This window comes from Robertkochia solimangrovi (genome assembly GCF_007279655.1).
In the GTDB taxonomy this organism is placed as follows: Bacteria; Bacteroidota; Bacteroidia; order Flavobacteriales; family Flavobacteriaceae; genus Robertkochia; species Robertkochia solimangrovi.
The window spans coordinates 472,300-492,452 of sequence record NZ_QKWN01000002.1 but is presented as its reverse complement, the minus strand read 5'-3'; the positions used below and the strand labels follow the sequence as shown (position 1 = coordinate 492,452).

Below are 20,153 nucleotides of genomic sequence, written 5' to 3'. Positions count from 1 at the left end.
CGAAAAAAACCATGATTTCCAACATTAAACAAAATGCATAACTAGCTTATAATAAATTAGTTAACATGATTTTGATGAAGTGATAGTTTAATGCTCTTAGGGCGTAATCGTTGTCGGGTGCCAGCTATGATATCATGAAGTCCTCTCTTGTCTTTACGGAGTAAAGCAGGGATCACCAGTATCAAAAAATACAGGGCAGGTATGAAAAGAAGGTTGATCAGAGACCTGAGTTCGAACGGGTCTATTTCCCAATGTTTTCTCAGTGAATCGGTTCCGAAAATCGGTATTATATACAAAATGAAATTCCGGATCAGGAGTTGTGCCCAGCTAGCAGGCTCACCATATTTATCGACGAGTTGAAATCCAAACAGCCGTTTCCCGGGAGTGGATCCTGTAAATAATAACGGAATCACCGTGAAATAAAGAATAAGGATCAAAAGGTCAACAAAATCCTGCCATGGGAATCTTGTAGACATAAAAGCGAAAATGGTAATCAGTACCAGGTCGACAGCAAATGACAGGAATCGTCTTGTATAATTGATTCGGTAGCGATTTCTGGTCGGTATGGGTTTCATGGAAGGCAGGAAGGTGAGTTGTCTTGCGGTTTCACCTCCGATAAAACCTCCCAGTGTATTGAACATAAGGTCATCAGCTTCGAATAAGCGATAAGGACAAGGATAGAGTCCGAACAAGGCGGTTACTTGGCTCACTTCAAAAAATAAAGAAGCGCAAAAGCTTAATAATATGATCGTTATGGTACTTCTATTAAATAGATACCTTAAGAAAAATCCGAATGGGAAAAGCAATAATATATTCAGTGCGTTCACCAATAAGGTGAAGCTGTGCCAAAGGTGTGAAACGCTGTATTGTCCCTGTAATTCATCTTTCAGGTTATTGATGAAATTGAAAGGCACGAAAATGGGTTGGAATTTATCGCGATAGGTCAGACAGAAATCCGGGGTGATTTTTGGCAATGGAAGAATGGTCAGGAAATAGGCGCAAATACAATAGAACAGAAAGGAATATATTACCACTGCCCGCTGGTTGTGCAGGTATCCATATTTTTTATAATGATACCACACTACGGGTGTGGTGGCCAGAAGCGCGATAAACGGAAAAACGAATACCGCTGCCCTGATGTCATACATCCATACATCCATTACGGCTGTGTCTTTAGAAGGTGCTTCCCTTCAGATTTGAAATTAACTATTCATTCTCATTATCATCATTGGTAACTTCGATCTTTTTCCTCAGCTTCATGTTTAGGAATTCAACGAGTAAGGAAAATGCAATAGCGAAATAAAGATAACCTTTAGGTATTGCACCGATCGATTGATCGAATATAGTAGTATGGGATAGGTGTGCCGCTTCCGTGATCAACATAAAGCCGATCAAGATCAGAAAAGCTAAAGCCAGAAGTTGCATCGAGGGGTGTTTATGTATAAATTCTCTAATGGGATTAGCAAAAAGCATCATGATCAGAATAGAGATTACGACTGCGATGATCATAATTACAAGAGAATGATTAGGGTTTGATCCCACGCCGTTGGTCATCCCAACAGCGGTTAGTATGGAATCGATACTGAAAATAAAATCGATGATCACGATCTGAATGATCGCTTTTGACAGGGTGGACAGGTTCTTTGATTTTAGTTCGTTGACATCGTGATCGGGGATCTCTACTTTTTCATGGATCTCTGAGGTGCTTTTGTAGAGCAGGAAAATTCCACCTACGAAAAGAATGACGGCCTGCCAGCTGATGCCAGCAGAAAACCAGCTGTTGTCGATATAAGCAAAGGGTTTATTGAGTCCGACCAGGTAGCTTACAGCCATCAAAAGAATAATACGCTGAACCATGGCGAGCAGTAATCCGATATTGGTGGCTTTCTTTTTCTGGTGCTCAGGGAGTTTATTTGCGGCAATAGAAATAAACACGATATTATCGATGCCTAAAACGATCTCCAGAAAGGTAAGCGTCAACAAAGCTACCCATGCATCTGCGCTGGAAAACACTTCAAACATACTGATCAGTTAATTTTATGAGCAACTCCTTTTTGTTTGTTCTTTGTATCACCGACAAGTGAATACTCAAAAGTATAAGAATTTTTTGATGTGGTCAAGATTTTAATATGGATAGCCTTGCCTTCTGAAATTGTTTGGGGATTGATTTTCTTCACAATAAATTCACAATCGTTGATCCATCGCACCGTATTGGTATCTGTTTTTCCATCGATGATATCATATTCCATGCTATCGTTTCTGATAAAAGTTGTTTCGACTTCACGACCGTCGAGTGTATAATTAAATTGAAATTCACCAGTTTTAAAATTCTTGCAGTCACTTTGAGCATTGTAACATGAAACTGTAGTGATCGCGATGCATATTCCCAGAAGATATCGAAGCATTCTTAAGATGGTTTTTTGAATTCTTCAAAGGTACCATTCGTATAGAAAATAACAATACGGGCGATCTCCTTTTCTTTTTGGGATGTCACGATTTCCTGCGTAAGTGCAGTCACCGTTTTTTCCTGTGGTTTGGTTTCAGGTTCTTCAAATTCAAGTTTCAGGTTCGGGGTAGTGACCGCAGCTGTGGAATTCCGTTTTAAGGGGAAATTGCCTTTTCCGTTCAGGAGCCAATATAATTCCACATCGGGAAAATGCTGAAGGATCTTCATGACAAAGTCCAGGCTCGGTTTGTTTCTTCCTGAAAGAATGTGTGAGATAGAAGATCGTTGTACACCGATGGTGTCGGCAAAAGCTGAAGCGGTTAGTTCGTAATAATCCAGAACCTGCTCCAAACGTTTACTAAAGTCAACTGAATTTATCATGTTACAAATGTAAACAAAATATTTTACCTCAATGTATTTACAAATGTAAACACTATTCACAATCCTAACCGACTTCAGAGCTCTAAATACAGCAATTTGTTTAATAATTCACATTAAATGACATAACATAATTAACTAATATACAGTATAATAATAGCTATTTGATTTTATTTAAACATACAATCTTTAAAACAAGGGCAAATCTGCGGAAACAATAGCTTGTTTAGCGGTGTAAACATACTGCTATTTAATTGAATTTTACATTTGTAAACTATTTAAATGTTACATTTGTGAACAAATAAACAGCTATGAGTTTTACACTTGAATTCACAGAAAACTACACTGAATATTATAAGCCTGGCCATGAAGGGCGGTATTTACGGTTTCAGGATATAGAAAAGGAGCTTGATACCTATTCTGGATGGCTGACCAAAGAATTCCGTGGAGAATCTGTTGAAGGCAGACCTATATATATTTATCGATGTGGTACAGGCAATTTGAAATTATTGATGTGGTCACAGATGCATGGAAATGAATCTACCACAACGCGTGCGTTGATGGATCTGCTGCATTTTATGGCCTCTAATGATTCTTTCAGGGAGTTCGTTCTTAAGAATCTTACGCTAGAGATCATTCCGGTACTGAATCCTGACGGGGCGACGGCCTATACGCGGGTAAATCATAATAAAGTAGACCTGAATCGCGATGCGCAGGATCTATCTCAGCCCGAAAGTCGTGTTCTTAGTGAAGTATTTGCTGCATTTGAACCCGATTTCTGTTTTAATCTTCATGATCAGCGTACTATTTTCAGCGCTGGTAAATATCAGCACCCCGCCACTGTATCTTTTTTGTCTCCTGCAAAAGATGAGGAACGGTCTGTCAATGTCGTACGTATGGCAAGTATGCAACTTATCGTTGCGATGAATGAAGTGCTACAGCCACTTATTCCCGGACAGGTAGGTCGCTATGATGATTCCTTTAATATAAACTGTGTGGGCGATACTTTTCAGTCTGCAGGTGTTCCAACCGTATTGTTTGAATCAGGACATTATCCGCATGATTATAAACGTCTTAAAACCCGAATGTATATTGCGATAGCACTTGTGCGTGCTTTGGAGGTGTTAGCGAATGAAGAGCTGGAGCGTTTCGATTATGAAGAATACTTCATGATTCCGGAAAATGATAAATTGTTCCTGGATGTTATTGTAAGAAATACCACCATTTCAGAAGGGGAGAAGGAGCTTGCTGCTGATCTTGGTATACTATATAAGGAGACACTCGTAAATGGCGATATCGATTTTGTACCGGCATTAGAAGATTATGGTGACCTGTCTGCTAAGTTTGGTCATATAGAATTAAATGCTCAGGGAGCGGTAGTCGATATCACGAAAATAGATCAAAACGAGAGTTTGGAAATAAGAGATTTACTACAACGTTTTAGTTAGAATTTTCATTCAGTTGATAAAAAAATGCAACAAAAATTAGGATGTATTAAGATTTTTTTATTTTTTTTGCATATTCCTTAGAATAAATGAAATAACTATGGCTAAATTTAAATTAGACGAGGTAGATCATCAAATACTTGATATGCTGATAGATAACACTCGTACTCCCTTCACAGACATTGCGAAAAAATTATTGATCTCTGCTGGAACGGTACATGTAAGAGTGAAGAAAATGGAAGATGCGGGAATTATTAAGGGTTCATCCTTAACTCTTGATTATGTCAAACTGGGCTATTCGTTCATCGCATACGTCGGAATTTTCCTTGAACGTACCCATCAGACCAAATTCGTACTGGAACGACTGAATCAGATACCTTATATTACTGTGGCTCACATTACCACCGGTAAGTTCAATATCTTTTGCAAGATCCGTGCACGCGACACTAAACACGCGAAGGACGTTATCTTTAAAATCGACGATATTGATGGTGTAAGTCGTACAGAAACAATGATTTCTCTTGAAGAAAGCATCAATGACAAGAAACGTCTTATGCATACGATCTTCAATGATCTATAGTTTCTGAAAGATCTTATAACTCATTGATCCTTTGGGATCAGAAACCTTTATATGTTGCCTGAGTAAAGCGACATATAAAGGTTTTTTTTATTTCTTTTCTATCGTAAACCCGGTATGAGACACCATTCGGGAGCATATGCCGTGCTTGTTTTTGCTATATGTTCATCAAGTTGCTGTTGTTTAGGTTATTAGGTTTAAGGCGGGGATTTTACCCAGGATTCTAACATTCTGTGAAATTTTGTTGAAATTGCATTAAGAGTGCTTGAACCTTTACTTAAAAGGGGGCTTTTTTGTATCTTCACGTAAAATTGAACTATATGTTGAGAAAACCAAGAATTGAACGATTTAACGAAAGTGTTTTATCGCGATATCAGACTTACAACAGCATTTTTATTACCTTACCTTTTGACGAGATCACAAATACCGGAGTCATGCTTCCTTTATTTAAGGAGACGTGTGAGAAAGGGTATGATGAAAATAAGAATCCTGAGCAGATCGTTGATACTTTTTTTGAAAAGTATATGGATAAGCCGTCCGATGAAGAACGCATGAGTCTTTTGTTCCGGTTCATTCAATATATCGAGCGCCAGGTTGTGCTTTTCGACGCTATCGAAGACGCGGCATTCCCTATCGTGAATAATATGAACGGTAGAGGTACCCTCAGGAATGTTAAGGAAGAAGCGGAAGAAAGAAGTAAAACGGAAGAACTCAAGGCATTTCTGGATCATTTCAAAGTTCGTACGGTATTGACTGCACACCCTACGCAGTTCTATCCGGGGTCTGTTTTGGGAATTATAACCGATCTTGCTGAGGCGATCAGTAAAAATGATCTGGTACTCATCAAAAAGTTACTGGCCCAGTTAGGGAAAACTCCGTTCTTTAAAAAAGAAAAACCAACACCTTTCGATGAGGCTGTCAGTTTGATCTGGTATCTTGAAAATGTATTTTACGATACGATTAGCCGTATCTATGATTATATTCAGGCTAACATCTATGATGGTAAGTCTATGAATAATCAAATTCTCAATCTTGGATTCTGGCCTGGTGGTGACCGTGACGGAAATCCTTTCGTAACCACTGAGATTACCCTGAAGGTAGCTGATCGTTTGAGAAGTACCATTCTAAAGAATTATTACCGGGATGTGCGTAAATTGAGAAGACGGATCACTTTTAAGATCGTTGATAAACTGATCACGGATTTAGAAGGTAAGCTTTATGAGAATATTTTTCTGGAAAGCGGTCGTACCACGATAACTGCAGAAGAATCGCTGAGTACACTTGTTCAGATCCGTGAGATCCTGGAAACCAAACACCAATCATTGTTCGTTGAAGAAGTGAATGATCTGATCAATAAGATCCATTTATTCGGATTCTATTTTGCATCGCTCGATATTCGTCAGGATTCCAGAGTCCATTCGAATGTGTTGGAGAATATAGTTAAGGAATCTCATGAGATGGGTCTGGATATGTTTCCGAAAGACTATGAGAAATTATCGGAGAAGGAGCAGATCAGTGTCCTGGGTAAAGTTACAGGAAAAGTTAATCCCGGACTCTTTAAGCATGAAATGGCCAGAGTTACTCTGGAGTCCATTTATGCGATCAAAACTATTCAGAAGAATAATGGAGAGCAGGGATGTAACCGTTATATAATCAGTAATAATGGTAGTGTTCTGAATGTCATGGAAGCCTTTGCGATGATCAGGATGTGTGATTGGGAACAACCAGATCTGGATGTGATCCCATTGTTCGAAACCGTTGATGATCTTCAGGTAGCTCATAAGGTCATGGAAACCCTATATACCAATGAGTCGTATGCAACCCACCTGGCGAGAAGAGGGAATAAACAAACCATCATGCTCGGTTTCTCAGATGGAACGAAAGATGGTGGCTATCTGATGGCGAACTGGAGTATCTTCAAGGCTAAAGAGGAACTAACCAAGATCTCCAGAAAATATGGAGTTAAAGTAATATTTTTCGATGGTCGTGGAGGGCCACCGGCAAGAGGTGGTGGAAAAACGCACCAGTTCTATGCTTCACTAGGGCCTACCATCGAACATGAAGAGATACAGTTGACCATTCAGGGACAGACCATCAGTTCTAACTTTGGAACCCAGGATTCCTGTCAATATAATTTGGAACAATTGCTTTCTTCCGGAGTGGTGAACGGCATTTATGCGAATAAGTCACTCGCACTGAACAAGGAAGATCGCGAAACGATGAATAAGCTGGCGGAGATCAGTTATGATGCCTATGTTGATTTTAAGAATCATCCGAAGTTTCTTCCCTATCTGGAGAAAATGAGTACCTTGAAATACTATGCAAAAACCAACATCGGAAGCCGGCCTTCTAAGCGTGGTAAATCGGATAAGCTTGTTTTTTCTGATTTGAGAGCAATTCCTTTTGTGGGAAGCTGGAGCCAGTTGAAACAAAACGTTCCCGGTTTCTTCGGGGTAGGTCTGGCGATTGAGGAGTTCAAAAAGAATGGTGAGATCGATAAGGTTAAATCGTTGTATAAGAATTCCACTTTCTTTAAGACCCTTCTTGAAAACAGTATGATGAGTCTTACTAAGTCTTTCTTTAAGCTAACTGCTTATATGCAGGATGATAAGGAATTCGGGGAATTCTGGAAATTGATCCATACGGAATATGAGCGTAGTAAAGATATGATCCTGGAAGTGACCGGTTATAGTCAATTGATGGAAGATACCCGTTCGATGCGGGCTTCGATTCAGGTAAGGGAAAATATTGTATTGCCTTTACTTACCATACAACAATATGCTTTACTGGAGATTCAGAAGATGGAACTTTCTAAAAAGATCGATCCGGAACGCAAGGAAATACTTGAAAATATGGTGACACGTTCCTTGTTTGGTAATATTAATGCCAGCAGGAACTCAGCATAATTTTAACATCGCAATATTAAAAAAGCCGGATTATTTCCGGCTTTTTTTAGTTTATAAGGATCGGAATCTTAGAAATTCGGACTCAAATTATAAGTGTTGTAGAAGGAGTTGAGTACCTCGATAACCTCATCTTCTGTATCGACAAGGCTGATCAGGTCCAGATCTCCAGGACTGATGTTCTTGTGTTCATCCTGTAATGTCTTTCGTATCCAGTCGATCAATCCTCCCCAGAATTCTGTTCCTACGAGGATGATCGGAAATTTCCCAATCTTATGTGTCTGGATCAGGGTTATCGCTTCGAATAATTCGTCAAGGGTACCAAATCCTCCGGGCATGACCACAAAACCCTGGCTGTATTTTACGAACATAACTTTGCGCACAAAGAAATAATCGAAGTCAAGATTCTTATCACTATCGATATAAGGGTTGTCATGTTGTTCAAAAGGAAGGTCGATGTTCAAACCTACAGACGTTCCACCGGCCAGATGAGCTCCTTTATTTCCGGCCTCCATAATTCCCGGGCCTCCTCCGGTTATGATCCCATAGCCTGATTCAACGATCTTGGAAGCGATACGTTCCGCAAGTTTATAATATTCATGCTCTGGTTTGGTTCGGGCTGATCCGAAAATGGATACGCAGGGACCGATCTCACTCAGTTTCTCATATCCTTTTACAAATTCCCCCATGATCTTAAAAATTGCCCATGAGTCGTTCGTCTTTATTTCATTCCACCCTTTATAGTGTTTTTCGTTACGCATTATATTTTAATTTAATAATTCTTTTTTGAGGTATTTGGCTGTATAGCTCTTTTTATTGTTGATCAATTCTTCCGGGGAACCGGCAGCAACGACTTTGCCACCCCCTTTACCTCCTTCGTATCCGATGTCGATGATATGATCCATTATCTTTATAACATCGAGGTTGTGCTCGATAATTAGCACTGTGTTTCCTTTATCCGTTAACGTATTGAGTACGTTCATCAATACCCGAATATCTTCAAAATGCAAACCTGTCGTGGGTTCGTCGAGAATGTAGAAGGTATTGCCTGTATCTTTTTTGGAGAGTTCAGTTGCCAGTTTGACCCGTTGTGCTTCCCCACCCGAAAGTGTAGTGGATTGCTGACCCAGGGTGATATATCCTAAACCTACCTGCTTGATGGTTTCGAGTTTCCTGTGAATCTTCGGGATATTCTCAAAGAAATCAACCGCGTCATTGATGGTCATATCCAGAACGTCAGCGATCGATTTTCCTTTATATCGGATCTCCAGAGTTTCACGATTAAATCTTTTACCCTGACAGGTTTCGCATTCAACGGTGACATCTGGCAGGAAATTCATCTCGATGACCCGTACACCACCTCCCTGGCAGGTTTCACACCGACCGCCTTTAACGTTGAAACTAAATCTGCCGGGTTTATAACCACGGATCATAGCTTCCGGAGTTTTGGTGAAAAGTTGACGTATCTCACTGAATACTCCTGTGTAGGTAGCAGGATTGGATCGGGGAGTCCTGCCTATCGGTGATTGATTGATATCGATCACCTTGTCAATATTTTCAATGCCTTTAATGCTTTTATAAGGCATTGGTTTCTTTACTGCATTGAAAAAATGTGCATTCAGAATAGGGTAGAGGGTTTCATTGATCAGGGTGGATTTGCCACTTCCTGAAACGCCTGTAACCCCGATCATCATTCCAAGTGGAAAGGTTACATTGACATTTTTAAGATTATTTCCTGTGCATCCTTTTAATTCTATACTGGATCCGTTCCCTTTTCGGCGCTCTTCAGGGACTTTAATCTCCAGGGTGCCATTCAGGTAATCTGCGGTAAGTGTATGGGTTTTGAGTATCATTTCCGGAGTTCCTTCTGAAATGATCTTGCCTCCATGTCTTCCGGCACGCGGACCAATATCGATTACATGGTCAGCCTTCAGGATCATATCCTTATCATGTTCAACTACGATAACCGAATTCCCGATATCCCGAAGCGATTCTAAAGCATGGATCAGGCGATCATTATCCCGTTGATGAAGTCCGATACTGGGTTCATCAAGAATATATAATACCCCTACCAGTTGAGATCCGATCTGTGTTGCTAGTCTGATACGCTGTGCTTCTCCACCGGATAAAGACTTGGAGCTTCGATTCAAAGACAGGTAATCGAGGCCCACATCCAGTAGAAAACTAATTCTTGCGTTTATTTCCTTTAAAACTTCCTCAGCGATCCTTAGTTGTTTATCGCTTAATTTTTCCGGAAGTGTTTTAAAGAAGTTTTTAAGGTCGGTAATATCCAATTGTGATAATTCAGCGATATTTTTCTCGCCGATCTTAAAGTAAAGAGATTCCTGACGGAGTCGTGTGCCATGACATTCAGGGCATTCGATCTTGTCCATGTATTCTTTGGCCCATCTTCTTATGGAAGTTGAGTTGCTTTCATCAAACTGATTTTTGATGAAATTGGTAATTCCTTCAAATTCAATTTTATAATCCCTGGTAATACCAAGGGTCTTGGATTCGATAGAGAATTTTTCATTTCCGCCATTGAAGATCATTCCAATAGCTTCCTCAGAAATATTCTTAATTGGATCGGTAAGTTCAAAGTCGTAACGTTGACCGATGACTTCCAATTGTCTGAATATCCATGACTTTTTATATTCTCCGATCGGAACGATTCCACCACCTTTAATACTCAGCGTATTATCCGGAATGATCTTATTTCTGTTCACTTCATATACCACTCCAAGTCCGTTACAATGCGGACACATACCTTTTGGTGAATTGAATGAAAATGTGTTGGGTTCGGGGTCAGGGTAGGAGATCCCGGTAGACGGACACATCAGATTGCGACTGAAATACCGGGCTTCGCCGGTGTCATGGTCCATCACCATCAATACATCATCACCATGATACATGGCGGTATTGATAGATTCCATCAATCGCTTTCGGGTATCTTCGGTATCTTCAGCTTTTAAACGATCGATCACAATTTCGATATCATGGGTCTTATAGCGATCTGCCTTCATACCCTTCTCAAGGTCGCGAACTTCCCCGTCAACTCGAACTTTGACAAATCCTTGTTTTGAAATTTGTTCGAATAGTTCCCGGTAATGTCCTTTACGACTCTTCACCACCGGAGCCAGAATATTGATTCGTTTCTGATCGAATTCACTAAGGATAAGATCTCTGATTTGTTCGTCGCTGTAGCTCACCATTTTTTCTCCAGTGTTATAACTGTAGGCATCGGCCGCCCGGGCATAGAGAAGTCGTAGAAAATCGTAAATCTCGGTGATGGTTCCGACTGTGGAGCGAGGAGACTTAGAGGTGGTCTTTTGTTCGATGGCGATTACCGGAGAAAGTCCGTCAATCTTATCAACATCAGGGCGTTCCAGTCCACCCAAAAATTGTCTGGCGTATGCAGAAAAAGTTTCGATATATCGACGTTGTCCCTCAGCATAAATAGTGTCAAATGCCAGAGAGGATTTTCCGCTTCCGGAAAGCCCGGTGATCACCACCAGCTTCTCCCGCGGAATATTGACATCTATATTTTTAAGGTTGTGAACACGAGCTCCCTGAACCTCTATATTTTCTTCGTGATTTGACATAGCAAAATTGCGAAGTTACAATAATAAGAGCTAAATAGGAAGCTGTCAGGGTATTGTATTTTTAAAAATAAGGAGGGTGAAATCCGGTTAGATTCACCCTTAAATTCTAGTTAGTATCGATGTTGCTGATCGAAAAATCAAAGAAGCTCAATTTGTGTTTTTGAGGCAGGTAGATTCCGGATTCTGTAAATTTCCAATCCTCCCAGGTTGCATTGACTCCGCCGAGGGGAATAATGCTTACCCACATTTTGAAATTGGTGGGGAACCCATCTTCATTCAGGAACCACAGATACGAATCGCCAGGGGTTGAACCACCAGTGGTATAGGTTACAAGTAAGCCTTTTTTACCATCATCTGTGTTTACAATACCACGAATCGTACCCGGATCGTATATTTTAAAAGGAGCGACCAGCCAGAAAGAATCATTGTTATAATATTCCACTGCCGTCTTTATGAGTTCTTCTCTGGGTTCCGTATGTTTTTTGATGCCATCCACAAAGACAACACTTTCTGAATAGTTTGTCAGATCTAAAATCACTTCATTATCCTTCCATTTGACACTTGCTTTGTTATCAGCTTTGTTCCAGGAATAATGATGTTCGAAAACCTGCCATTCTATAGTTTTGGTTTTTTGAAAGTTGGTGTTGTTGAGGGTTCTCAGCATTTTTTGAGCCATGGCCTCAGCTTCCGGACCTGGTGTTCCGTCCGGTAAGGGTTCGTTATAAATAAGGAACAGAATGCCGGACAGGACTACTAAGCCTAGTAGTATGAAGGCTGATATTTTTAAGAATCTTTTCATGATCTCGTTGATTTAGAACCATTAAAATCCTGAAGCAGCATCATCTCCCCGTGGATCTGCTCCACCTTCGAGCTTACCATTTTCAAGGATTAGAATTGCATCTACACGGCCGATTGAGCGGGTTTCTTTGATGGTATATCCTATTTCTTTAAGTCCGGAGATGGTTTCGTTGTCAAAGCCGTCCTTTTCTATAGTGATCAGGTCCGGCAACCATTGGTGATGAAATCTTGGAGCATTAACCGCTTCCTGCATCCCCATGTTGAAAATATCCACATTGAGAATTGTTTGTAGAACTGAAGTGATTATAGTGGCTCCGCCGGGAGTACCGACTACCATAAAGAGTTTTCCGTCTTTTTCTGCGATCGAAGGGGTCATACTGCTGAGCATGCGTTTACCGGGAGCTATGCTGTTCGCTTCATTTCCGGTTAATCCAAACATATTGGGTACGCCTGGTTTGACACTGAAATCATCCATTTCGTTGTTGAGGAAAAAGCCGAGTTCGTCGCAGTATAATTTTGAACCGAAGGAACCGTTGAGGGTTGTCGTTACTGAAACCGCGTTCCCTTCCGCGTCGACAATCGAATAATGCGTGGTTTCCATACTTTCAGCATAGACTGCATTTCCGTGTGCGATCTCAGAAGAAGGGGTGGGTTTTTCAAAGGAAAAACTTGCCATCCGATCTTTCAGATAGGTCATATCCAATAAGGTTTCCTTAGGGATATTTACAAAGTCAGGATCTCCCAGGAAATAATTTCTATCTGCATAAGCTCGTCTCTCTGCTTCGGTTATCAATTGCATATAAGGTTGTTGGTTATGTCCTAATGATTCCAGATCATAACCGGTAACCATACCGAGTATTTGTCCCATGGTAATCCCGCCACTACTGGGGGGTGCCATGGAATAGATAGTCAGGTCGTTGAAGTTTATTCTGGAAACAGGTCGCCATACTGCCTGATAGGCAGCAAGGTCTTCAACGGTCACAAAACCTCCGTTCTTTTGAATAAATCCGGCTAGTTTTTCAGCATTGGATCCTGTATAGAATCCATCTCTTCCATGATCACGGATAGCTTCCAGTGTCTGGGCAAGATTTTCATATATGATAAGATCTTTTTGAGCATAATCATTTGAAAACAGGGAAGAATCACCGTTCACTTCAATAAAAAGATCATGATATCCGTTAAGTGCTCTGGCTTGTTTTTCCGTTACCACAACACCTTTTCGCGCAAGTTCAATCGCAGGGTTGATGAGATCTTTCAAGGGGAGCGAGCAAAATTTCTCATAGATCTCCAGTACTCCTGCTACCGAACCAGGTACACCGACTGCGGGTGCTCCGAGGCGGCTCATATTTTCAATTACATCACCTACAGAATCCAGGTACATATCCCGGTGTGCAGTTAGCGGTGCTTTTTCTCTAAAGTCGAGGCTGCCGGTTTCTCCGTTTGCAGTTCTGTACACCATAAATCCACCGCCGCCAATATTTCCTGCAGAAGGATGTGCGACTGCCAGGGCCAGGTGAGTAGCTACCATAGCATCAAAAGCATTTCCTCCTTGTTTCATGATCGCTGCACCGATAGAAGAAGCTTCTTCACGGGCAGATACAACCATGGCTTTTTCGGTGATCAATCCTTTTTCTGGTTTGTCACAAGCTATAAAGAGCAGGCAGGAGAGGAGTAAGGTGTAAATTCTTTTCATAAAGGTGGATTGGTTAAAGTTCTTTTAATTTAAGGCTACAAAATACATTAATATCTTGAAAAAAAGTTCTGAATTCATGTTCAAATTCCTGATAGAATTGCTGTAATTCAACCGTTGCATTGTTCATGCCGGAACGATTATGCGTTCTACGGTTTAGTCCTTCCAGGACACGGCCTATACCTTCGATGGTCCGATAATTATATAACCAGTTGTCTGCGATCATATAAGGCATCATTTTCTTTATATTTAGGGGAAGTACAGCATAATATTCGCCGAGGAGGTCGTAGAAATCTTCCGTGAAACTTTCAAGTGGAATTTTTGAATACTCGCTCCAGTTCTTTGCGAGAAAGTGATCATAGAATATATCAACGATGACGCCACTATAGTGGCTATAGGTATTGTGTAATTTTTTTGTGCTTTGTCGTACAACCGGGTGCGCATCAGTAAATGTATCGATAGCTCTGTGCAGTAATATGCCTTTTCTGAAATCTCCCTGATAATTCATGTATTTCTTACCGCGAATACTGTCTGCCATAAAGTTACCGATCTTGATTCGGGGGTTATCACCTGAGAGATAAATATGTGCAAGATAATTCATCGACTAAATTTACAAATTCATAAATAACAAAGCCCGAATGGAATCGTATATTTGTTTTGATTAAACAAACTGGAATTCAAATATGACATTAATTAAATCGATTTCAGGTATCAGAGGTACTATTGGAGGTCGTCCCGGCGATAATCTGACTCCGCTTGATGCCGTTAAATTCGCAGCAGCCTATGGAACCTGGCTGAAAAAACAATCGGAGAACAACCGTTTAAAAGTAGTGATCGGTAGAGATGCCCGGTTGTCAGGTAAGATGATCCAGGATCTGGTTAGTGCTACGCTTAGCGGACTTGGTATCGATGTGGTCGATCTCGGTCTTTCTACTACACCTACCGTGGAGATCGCTGTTCCGATGGAAAAAGCGGATGGAGGAATAATTCTGACCGCCAGCCATAATCCTAAACAATGGAATGCATTGAAATTGTTGAATGCAAAGGGAGAATTTCTAAGTGGAGCAGATGGTAAAGAGATATTAGAGATCGCGGAAAGTGATGATTATAACTTCGCTGAAGTTGATAAATTAGGAACCGTATTGGTACATGATGCCTATATAGATATACATATCGATGAAGTCCTGAACCTCGATCTGGTTGAAAAAGAGAAGATCAAGGAAGCTGGATTTACCGTAGTGGTTGACGGAGTGAATTCTTCGGGAGGACTTGCGGTACCTGCATTATTGAAGGAGTTAGGTGTGCGTGTGATCGAATTATATTGCGAGCCTAATGGTGAGTTTCCACATAATCCGGAACCTTTGAAAGAGCATCTTACGGATATTATGGAAAAGGTAAAGGAGGAAGAGGCTGATTTTGGGATCGTCGTTGATCCTGATGTTGATCGACTTGCCTTTATCAGTGAGAACGGTGAAATGTTCGGAGAGGAATATACCTTGGTAGCCTGTGCTGATTATATTCTTAGCAAACAAAAAGGGAATACAGTCTCTAATCTTAGCTCCTCACGTGCGCTACGTGATGTTACAGTAAAGCACGGCGGTGAATATTTTGCAGCAGCCGTCGGAGAAGTAAATGTGGTTACCTCCATGAAGGCGAATAATGCTGTGATCGGAGGTGAAGGAAACGGTGGTATTATCTATCCTGAAAGCCATTACGGTCGTGATGCTCTGGTCGGTATAGCACTTTTCCTCAGTTTGTTGGCAGAAAGAAAGGTAAGTGTCAGTGAATTACGAGCTTCTTATCCGGCTTATTTTATGAGTAAGAAGAAGATCGAATTAACTCCGGATCTTGATGTTGATGCAATTCTGGCAGGAATTGAGAAACATTATACTGATGAAGAAGTTACTACCATCGATGGAGTTAAGATCGATTTTTCAGATAGCTGGGTGCATCTTCGTAAATCGAATACGGAACCGATCATCAGAATCTATACTGAAGCAGGTGCTCAGTTAGCCGCTGATGCTTTAGCAGATCGTTTTATCGAGGAATTAAGTGCGCTTGCACAAAAATAACTCACCAAAATATAATTGCTCTGACGCTGATCAGAGGTAAAATTTCAAAGTGTCAGTCCTGAAATTCGGCTGGCACTTTGTCTTTATGCTTGAATCGGTTGTGTGTCCATAGATAGTATTCCGGTTTATTTCGGATCTGATCTTCAAGGATCTCTGTGAATTCGTCAGTAATCTGGTAATTAGGCAGAGCATTGGGAGTATCCGTGATCAGTCGGAATGTCGTTTCATAATATCCTCTTTTTACTTTTTGAATATCGAGAAACATGACCACCAGATCCATTTCTTTGGATAGTTTTTCAGCCATGGTAAAAACCGGAACTTTAACTCCCATAAAGTTACGCCAATAGTGTGCTTTATGTGGTTGTGGCGATTGATCGTTTGCAAAACCATACATCGCGTTCACCTTATTCGTAAGGTGTTCTTTCATAACGGCCAGGGTTTTATAGCGGGAGACCAGGGTGATATTGTGTTTTAACCGGATTCGCTGTACGAGCCGATCAAAATATTTATTGGAGAGGGGGGCATAGACCACGACTCCTTCACTATCGATATAGTGCCCTAAGCAGACCACCCATTCGTAACTTGCGTAATGTCCTGCCACCATCATGACACTCCGACCCTCTTTTTCATATTTCTTAAGAAGTTCTATGTTTGTGAACTTCATCCGTTTTTTGATCTCCTTTTCCGACATATCCAGAGACTTGATCATTTCCAGAAAAAGGTCGATAAGGTGACTATAGAACCTCTTTTCGATCCCTAATATTTCGGACTCGGATTTATCGGGAAAAGAAAGTCTTAAATTCTTTTGAACTACTTTTCTGCGATATCCGAAAACACGATACACCAAAAAACAAATCGCATCTGATACCTTGTAAAACACTGGAAAAGGAAGTTTGGAAATAAGCCAGAGGAAAGGGTAGACAAGGATATAAATTAGTAGTTGCATTCAAAATAATTTTGGCAAATATAGCTATATTTGATACAACGATTAAAAGGTTTTAATTTTGAGTATAGCTACTATTGTCATTATTGCCGCCAATGTGATCGCCTCGATCAAGGGTTTTAATGATTTTACTTTTTTCGAAAAATATAAATTTAACATAGGCGCCATAAAAAGGGGCGAACAGATACGTAATATTACTTCGGGTTTTTTGCACGTTGATTTTACACATCTGATCTTTAATATGATCACGCTGTATTTTTTTGCGCCAATCGTGGTTGGATTTTTCGGAGACCCTAAATTTCTTATCATTTATTTTGTCAGCCTTCTGTTTGGCAGCCTTTTATCTTTAGGTATCCATAAGGATGAATACCACTATAGTGCAGTAGGTGCCAGCGGTGCCGTGACCGGTATTTTATATTCCGCAATACTGTTGAATCCTGATATGCGTCTTGCATTTTTCTTTGTACCCATCCCAATTCCTGCATTTATCTTCGGAATTGGTTATTTGCTGTATTCCATCTACGGAATGAAGAACCGAATCGGGAATATCGGACATACTGCCCATTTCGGTGGCGCTATCGGTGGCTATGTGATGACATTATTTCTTCGTCCGTCATTAATTTCTCAGGAACCTTTAATGGTGGTACTACTTGCTATTCCGATAGTTATATTATTTGCGATGGAAAAATTCGGGAAGATCTGATTTTTGGCATTTAATTTGTTCTAAGTTCAACAAATTAAAAAGTCAAATGATGAAAAAACTTGTATTATTACTTACGATGGTGACGGCGGTTCCAGCCTTAGCCCAGAAAATCGAACAACCATTTATTTCAGTTACCGGGGAAGGTGTGGTTTCCGTAACTCCGGATTATGTAGTGCTTAAGCTTCGTGTCGAAAATGAAGGTAACGATCTGAAGGAGGTGAAATCCGCTAACGATAAGACTATTGATGGTCTCATAAAATATGCCCGTAAAAATAGCATAGAAGCTAAGGATGTGCATACTGAGTATCTTAACTTAAACAAAAACTTCAACTACCAGACCAAGCAATACAGCTATGTGGCTAATCAGTCTGTTTCTGTGGTGATCAGGGATATGAGTCGCTACTCAGCGTTGGTACAGGGTTTTTTGGAAACCGGGGTAAACAGGATCGACGGGATCAATTTTAAGTCTTCAAAAATGGAGGAGATTACTCGTGAGGCACGATTGAAAGCGGTGTCTGATGCAAAGGCAAAAGCTGAACTTTACGCAGAAGCATTGGGGCAGAAGATTGGACGCGCGATTCAGATTACGGAACCCTTAGATGGCTCTTCCCCAATACTTAGAAGTAAGGCGGTAGCATTTGATGCTGAAGGGTCAGCTATGGAAACTATTGCAGTAGGAGAGATGCAGATGGATAAAAAGATTACAGTGGTGTTTGAGCTTTTGTAACAGGAAATAAAAGACAAAAAAAAGGCGATCTAATTGATCGCCTTTTTTATTACATAATGTTGAAATTATTGGATGCTTTCTTCAGCACTTCCCAGAATTTCAGCTATTTTTTGTTGTAGTTCTTCACCGCGAAGGTTTTTGGCGATGATCACACCATTTTCATCCAGCACATAAGTTTGAGGAATCGCTCTTACATTGTAGAGTTGAGCGATCGGATCCTGCCAGAATTTAAGGTTTGATACATGTTGCCATGGTAATTCATCTTCAGCGATGGCTTTGTTCCAGTCATCTGCAGTTCTGTCCAGAGAAACTCCAAGAACATTGAGTCCTTTATCATGATACTTTTTGTAAAGTGCAACCATGTTAGGATTCTCAGCACGACAAGGTTTACACCAGGCTGCCCAGAAATCAAGAATAGTGACTTTCCCTAAGGCATCACTTAAAGCTAATGTACTTCCTTCAGGAGTTGGTCCTGAAAATTCCGGAGCTTTAGCACCAATAGAAAGTTTAGTAGCTTTTTCCAGAACTTCTCCAAGTTGTTTACCGATTTCGGTCTCTTTGAGTTCCGGTTTCATTTTACTATAGATCTCATTGATCTCTTCAGGAGTTTTAGAACGGGAATTCAGCATTTGCTGAAGTACCATAAGGGAAACGAAAGAATTAGGGTGTTCGTCAACGAAAGAAGCTTCGTAATCCTGCCCCTCTTTTTGAACTTCTGTAAAGGTTTCCTTTAGTACATTAAGGGTAACGGTATCGCCTTTTCGTTGCGCGTCCATTGCCTGGGTTTGCAGATCCTGCATTTTCTTTCTCAATTGTCGTGTACCTACCATATACGAGGTAAAGTCATCATTGGAAGGGGTTCCTTCGAGGAGAGAATAGTTTAAACTGTCTTTATAAGCAGTTACATCGATATCTCCTTCTTCAAGAACGAACGGGATAACTCCTTTCAATCCGTCGATATATATAAGGTGTACCGCCGGAGTGGTAACATTACCTGCGAATTCGAGAGATCCTTGTTTGATCTCCGCGGTATCGATGGCTTCCGGTTGCCCCATTGGTGAAGGTTTCTGCAGATAAGCTTTCGTACCATCTTCAATATCATTGATATTTACAGTTACATGATACTGATCTTTTGCTGCCTTATTACAAGAGAAAAGTAAAAGCGATAAGGCAAAAACACTTGCGAGTTTTTTCATTAAATATTGTATTTACTGTTATTGTATTTCGTACAAAGTTAAAATTTCGACTTTAACACAAAAGAGAATTAACAAAAAAGCCTCTGTTTTTGTGAAACAGAGGCTTTATCTATTGTTTTGTGAGGTTTAGAACTGATAACGGATACCTAATGCGATATCGAAATCAAGATCATCATTAAAATCACCAAATCCTAGTTCCGGACGAAAATCCAAAGACAACAATAAAGGAATATTGAAATTGTACTCAATTCCGATATCACCCGCAGCAACTACAAACGTACCGCTGTCATCGACACCTAATTGATTGTAATCATTGTCGTAATCATAACTTCCAATACCACCACCGGCACCAACATACCAGTTGAAGTTTCCATCTAATGGAAACAACCATTGGTAAAGACCGGTTAATTTAAAGGCATCATAGTGATTACTGTCTCTCCAACCAAGATCAAATTCTAGTCTGTTGTTTGATGAGATTCCACGTTGGTAAGAGATCTCTGCTCCAAATCCATCACTATCTCCAAGACGTAGTCCAAGCGCATTTTTAGAGATGGTTTGAGCAAATCCTGCTGCTGTGAAACCTAATAGAATAACACTAAATAAGATCAGTTTTTTCATTAAATTTAAATTTAGTTTTAAGTTATTTGTAACACTAAAGTACTGGTTAAATCTT

The 20,153-nt window shown here is 40.4% G+C and carries 18 protein-coding genes; 6 read left to right on the top strand and 12 right to left on the bottom strand.

What is annotated here, in order from left to right; genetic code table 11:
• Positions 1-56: 56 nt before the first annotated feature.
• From DMZ48_RS06080 to DMZ48_RS06065, 4 genes are read right to left on the bottom strand one after another with little or no spacing between them, the layout of a single operon-like run.
• Positions 57-1,160, bottom strand: coding sequence for a VanZ family protein (locus DMZ48_RS06080; protein WP_143954222.1), 1,104 nt, complete (start codon positions 1,158-1,160; stop codon positions 57-59).
• A 46-nt stretch (positions 1,161-1,206) separates the two neighbouring features.
• Positions 1,207-2,022: a TerC family protein gene (locus DMZ48_RS06075; protein WP_143954221.1), complete on the bottom strand. Its 816-nt coding sequence runs from the start codon at positions 2,020-2,022 to the stop codon at positions 1,207-1,209.
• Positions 2,023-2,027: 5 nt separating this feature from the next.
• Positions 2,028-2,405, bottom strand: coding sequence for a hypothetical protein (locus tag DMZ48_RS06070; RefSeq protein ID WP_143954220.1), 378 nt, complete (start codon positions 2,403-2,405; stop codon positions 2,028-2,030).
• A 2-nt stretch (positions 2,406-2,407) separates the two neighbouring features.
• Positions 2,408-2,827, bottom strand: coding sequence for a helix-turn-helix transcriptional regulator (locus DMZ48_RS06065; RefSeq protein WP_143954219.1), 420 nt, complete (start codon positions 2,825-2,827; stop codon positions 2,408-2,410).
• 308 nt (positions 2,828-3,135) lie between these two features.
• Here DMZ48_RS06065 and DMZ48_RS06060 point away from each other — a divergent pair, with 308 nt between their 5' ends.
• The 3 genes from DMZ48_RS06060 (at position 3,136) to DMZ48_RS06050 (ending at position 7,752) form a co-directional block, all read left to right on the top strand.
• Positions 3,136-4,272, top strand: a complete 1,137-nt coding sequence (locus DMZ48_RS06060; protein ID WP_143954218.1) for a M14 family metallopeptidase — start codon at positions 3,136-3,138, stop codon at positions 4,270-4,272.
• Between the two features lie 97 nt (positions 4,273-4,369).
• Positions 4,370-4,849, top strand: coding sequence for an Lrp/AsnC family transcriptional regulator (locus DMZ48_RS06055; protein WP_143954217.1), 480 nt, complete (start codon positions 4,370-4,372; stop codon positions 4,847-4,849).
• Between the two features lie 317 nt (positions 4,850-5,166).
• Positions 5,167-7,752, top strand: coding sequence for a phosphoenolpyruvate carboxylase (locus tag DMZ48_RS06050; RefSeq protein ID WP_143954216.1), 2,586 nt, complete (start codon positions 5,167-5,169; stop codon positions 7,750-7,752).
• Between the two features lie 68 nt (positions 7,753-7,820).
• Here DMZ48_RS06050 and DMZ48_RS06045 read toward each other — a convergent pair whose 3' ends face one another.
• The 5 genes from DMZ48_RS06045 to DMZ48_RS06025 all read right to left on the bottom strand — a co-directional run bounded on the left by DMZ48_RS06045 (position 7,821) and on the right by DMZ48_RS06025 (position 14,440).
• The gene (locus DMZ48_RS06045) at positions 7,821-8,510 is read right to left on the bottom strand and encodes an LOG family protein (protein ID WP_143954215.1); all 690 of its coding nucleotides are present in this window, start codon (positions 8,508-8,510) and stop codon (positions 7,821-7,823) included.
• Positions 8,511-8,516: 6 nt separating this feature from the next.
• The gene (uvrA, locus tag DMZ48_RS06040; protein WP_143954214.1) at positions 8,517-11,351 is read right to left on the bottom strand and encodes an excinuclease ABC subunit UvrA; all 2,835 of its coding nucleotides are present in this window, start codon (positions 11,349-11,351) and stop codon (positions 8,517-8,519) included.
• 106 nt (positions 11,352-11,457) lie between these two features.
• Positions 11,458-12,150, bottom strand: a complete 693-nt coding sequence (locus tag DMZ48_RS06035; RefSeq protein WP_143954213.1) for a hypothetical protein — start codon at positions 12,148-12,150, stop codon at positions 11,458-11,460.
• 21 nt (positions 12,151-12,171) lie between these two features.
• Positions 12,172-13,842: a gamma-glutamyltransferase gene (gene ggt / locus DMZ48_RS06030; protein WP_143954212.1), complete on the bottom strand. Its 1,671-nt coding sequence runs from the start codon at positions 13,840-13,842 to the stop codon at positions 12,172-12,174.
• 13 nt (positions 13,843-13,855) lie between these two features.
• Positions 13,856-14,440, bottom strand: coding sequence for an acyl carrier protein phosphodiesterase (locus DMZ48_RS06025; RefSeq protein ID WP_143954211.1), 585 nt, complete (start codon positions 14,438-14,440; stop codon positions 13,856-13,858).
• An 82-nt stretch (positions 14,441-14,522) separates the two neighbouring features.
• Here DMZ48_RS06025 and glmM point away from each other — a divergent pair, with 82 nt between their 5' ends.
• Entirely contained in the window at positions 14,523-15,911 is a 1,389-nt protein-coding gene (glmM, locus tag DMZ48_RS06020; protein WP_143954210.1) for a phosphoglucosamine mutase, read from the top strand.
• A gap of 52 nt (positions 15,912-15,963) precedes the next feature.
• Here glmM and DMZ48_RS06015 read toward each other — a convergent pair whose 3' ends face one another.
• A complete protein-coding gene (locus DMZ48_RS06015) occupies positions 15,964-16,857 on the bottom strand; it encodes a lysophospholipid acyltransferase family protein (protein ID WP_143954209.1) in 894 nt (297 codons plus the stop codon).
• Positions 16,858-16,915: 58 nt separating this feature from the next.
• Between DMZ48_RS06015 and DMZ48_RS06010 the strand changes: the two genes are divergently transcribed.
• Both DMZ48_RS06010 and DMZ48_RS06005 read left to right on the top strand, forming a co-directional pair.
• Positions 16,916-17,557: a rhomboid family intramembrane serine protease gene (locus DMZ48_RS06010; protein WP_242009137.1), complete on the top strand. Its 642-nt coding sequence runs from the start codon at positions 16,916-16,918 to the stop codon at positions 17,555-17,557.
• A gap of 46 nt (positions 17,558-17,603) precedes the next feature.
• Positions 17,604-18,284, top strand: coding sequence for an SIMPL domain-containing protein (locus tag DMZ48_RS06005; RefSeq protein WP_143954207.1), 681 nt, complete (start codon positions 17,604-17,606; stop codon positions 18,282-18,284).
• Between the two features lie 65 nt (positions 18,285-18,349).
• Here the strand turns inward: DMZ48_RS06005 and DMZ48_RS06000 are convergent, their stop codons facing one another.
• Positions 18,350-19,480: a redoxin domain-containing protein gene (locus DMZ48_RS06000; RefSeq protein ID WP_143954206.1), complete on the bottom strand. Its 1,131-nt coding sequence runs from the start codon at positions 19,478-19,480 to the stop codon at positions 18,350-18,352.
• A gap of 126 nt (positions 19,481-19,606) precedes the next feature.
• Positions 19,607-20,098 carry a hypothetical protein gene (locus DMZ48_RS05995; RefSeq protein ID WP_143954205.1) on the bottom strand — a complete coding sequence of 164 codons (492 nt, stop codon included), beginning with the start codon at positions 20,096-20,098 and terminating at the stop codon, positions 19,607-19,609.
• Between the last annotated feature and the right edge of the window lie 55 nt (positions 20,099-20,153).

Coding starts and splice junctions, on each gene's coding strand:
- DMZ48_RS06055 (WP_143954217.1), top strand. CDS start 4,370: ATGGCTAAATTTAAATTAGACGAGGTAGATCATCAAATACTTGATATG.
- DMZ48_RS06005 (WP_143954207.1), top strand. CDS start 17,604: ATGATGAAAAAACTTGTATTATTACTTACGATGGTGACGGCGGTTCCA.
- DMZ48_RS06065 (WP_143954219.1), bottom strand. CDS start 2,827: ATGATAAATTCAGTTGACTTTAGTAAACGTTTGGAGCAGGTTCTGGAT.
- DMZ48_RS06015 (WP_143954209.1), bottom strand. CDS start 16,857: ATGCAACTACTAATTTATATCCTTGTCTACCCTTTCCTCTGGCTTATT.
- DMZ48_RS06025 (WP_143954211.1), bottom strand. CDS start 14,440: ATGAATTATCTTGCACATATTTATCTCTCAGGTGATAACCCCCGAATC.
- DMZ48_RS06070 (WP_143954220.1), bottom strand. CDS start 2,405: ATGCTTCGATATCTTCTGGGAATATGCATCGCGATCACTACAGTTTCA.
- uvrA (WP_143954214.1), bottom strand. CDS start 11,351: ATGTCAAATCACGAAGAAAATATAGAGGTTCAGGGAGCTCGTGTTCAC.
- DMZ48_RS06050 (WP_143954216.1), top strand. CDS start 5,167: ATGTTGAGAAAACCAAGAATTGAACGATTTAACGAAAGTGTTTTATCG.
- DMZ48_RS05995 (WP_143954205.1), bottom strand. CDS start 20,098: ATGAAAAAACTGATCTTATTTAGTGTTATTCTATTAGGTTTCACAGCA.
- DMZ48_RS06000 (WP_143954206.1), bottom strand. CDS start 19,480: ATGAAAAAACTCGCAAGTGTTTTTGCCTTATCGCTTTTACTTTTCTCT.
- glmM (WP_143954210.1), top strand. CDS start 14,523: ATGACATTAATTAAATCGATTTCAGGTATCAGAGGTACTATTGGAGGT.
- DMZ48_RS06060 (WP_143954218.1), top strand. CDS start 3,136: ATGAGTTTTACACTTGAATTCACAGAAAACTACACTGAATATTATAAG.
- DMZ48_RS06075 (WP_143954221.1), bottom strand. CDS start 2,022: ATGTTTGAAGTGTTTTCCAGCGCAGATGCATGGGTAGCTTTGTTGACG.
- DMZ48_RS06035 (WP_143954213.1), bottom strand. CDS start 12,150: ATGAAAAGATTCTTAAAAATATCAGCCTTCATACTACTAGGCTTAGTA.
- DMZ48_RS06045 (WP_143954215.1), bottom strand. CDS start 8,510: ATGCGTAACGAAAAACACTATAAAGGGTGGAATGAAATAAAGACGAAC.
- DMZ48_RS06080 (WP_143954222.1), bottom strand. CDS start 1,160: ATGGATGTATGGATGTATGACATCAGGGCAGCGGTATTCGTTTTTCCG.
- ggt (WP_143954212.1), bottom strand. CDS start 13,842: ATGAAAAGAATTTACACCTTACTCCTCTCCTGCCTGCTCTTTATAGCT.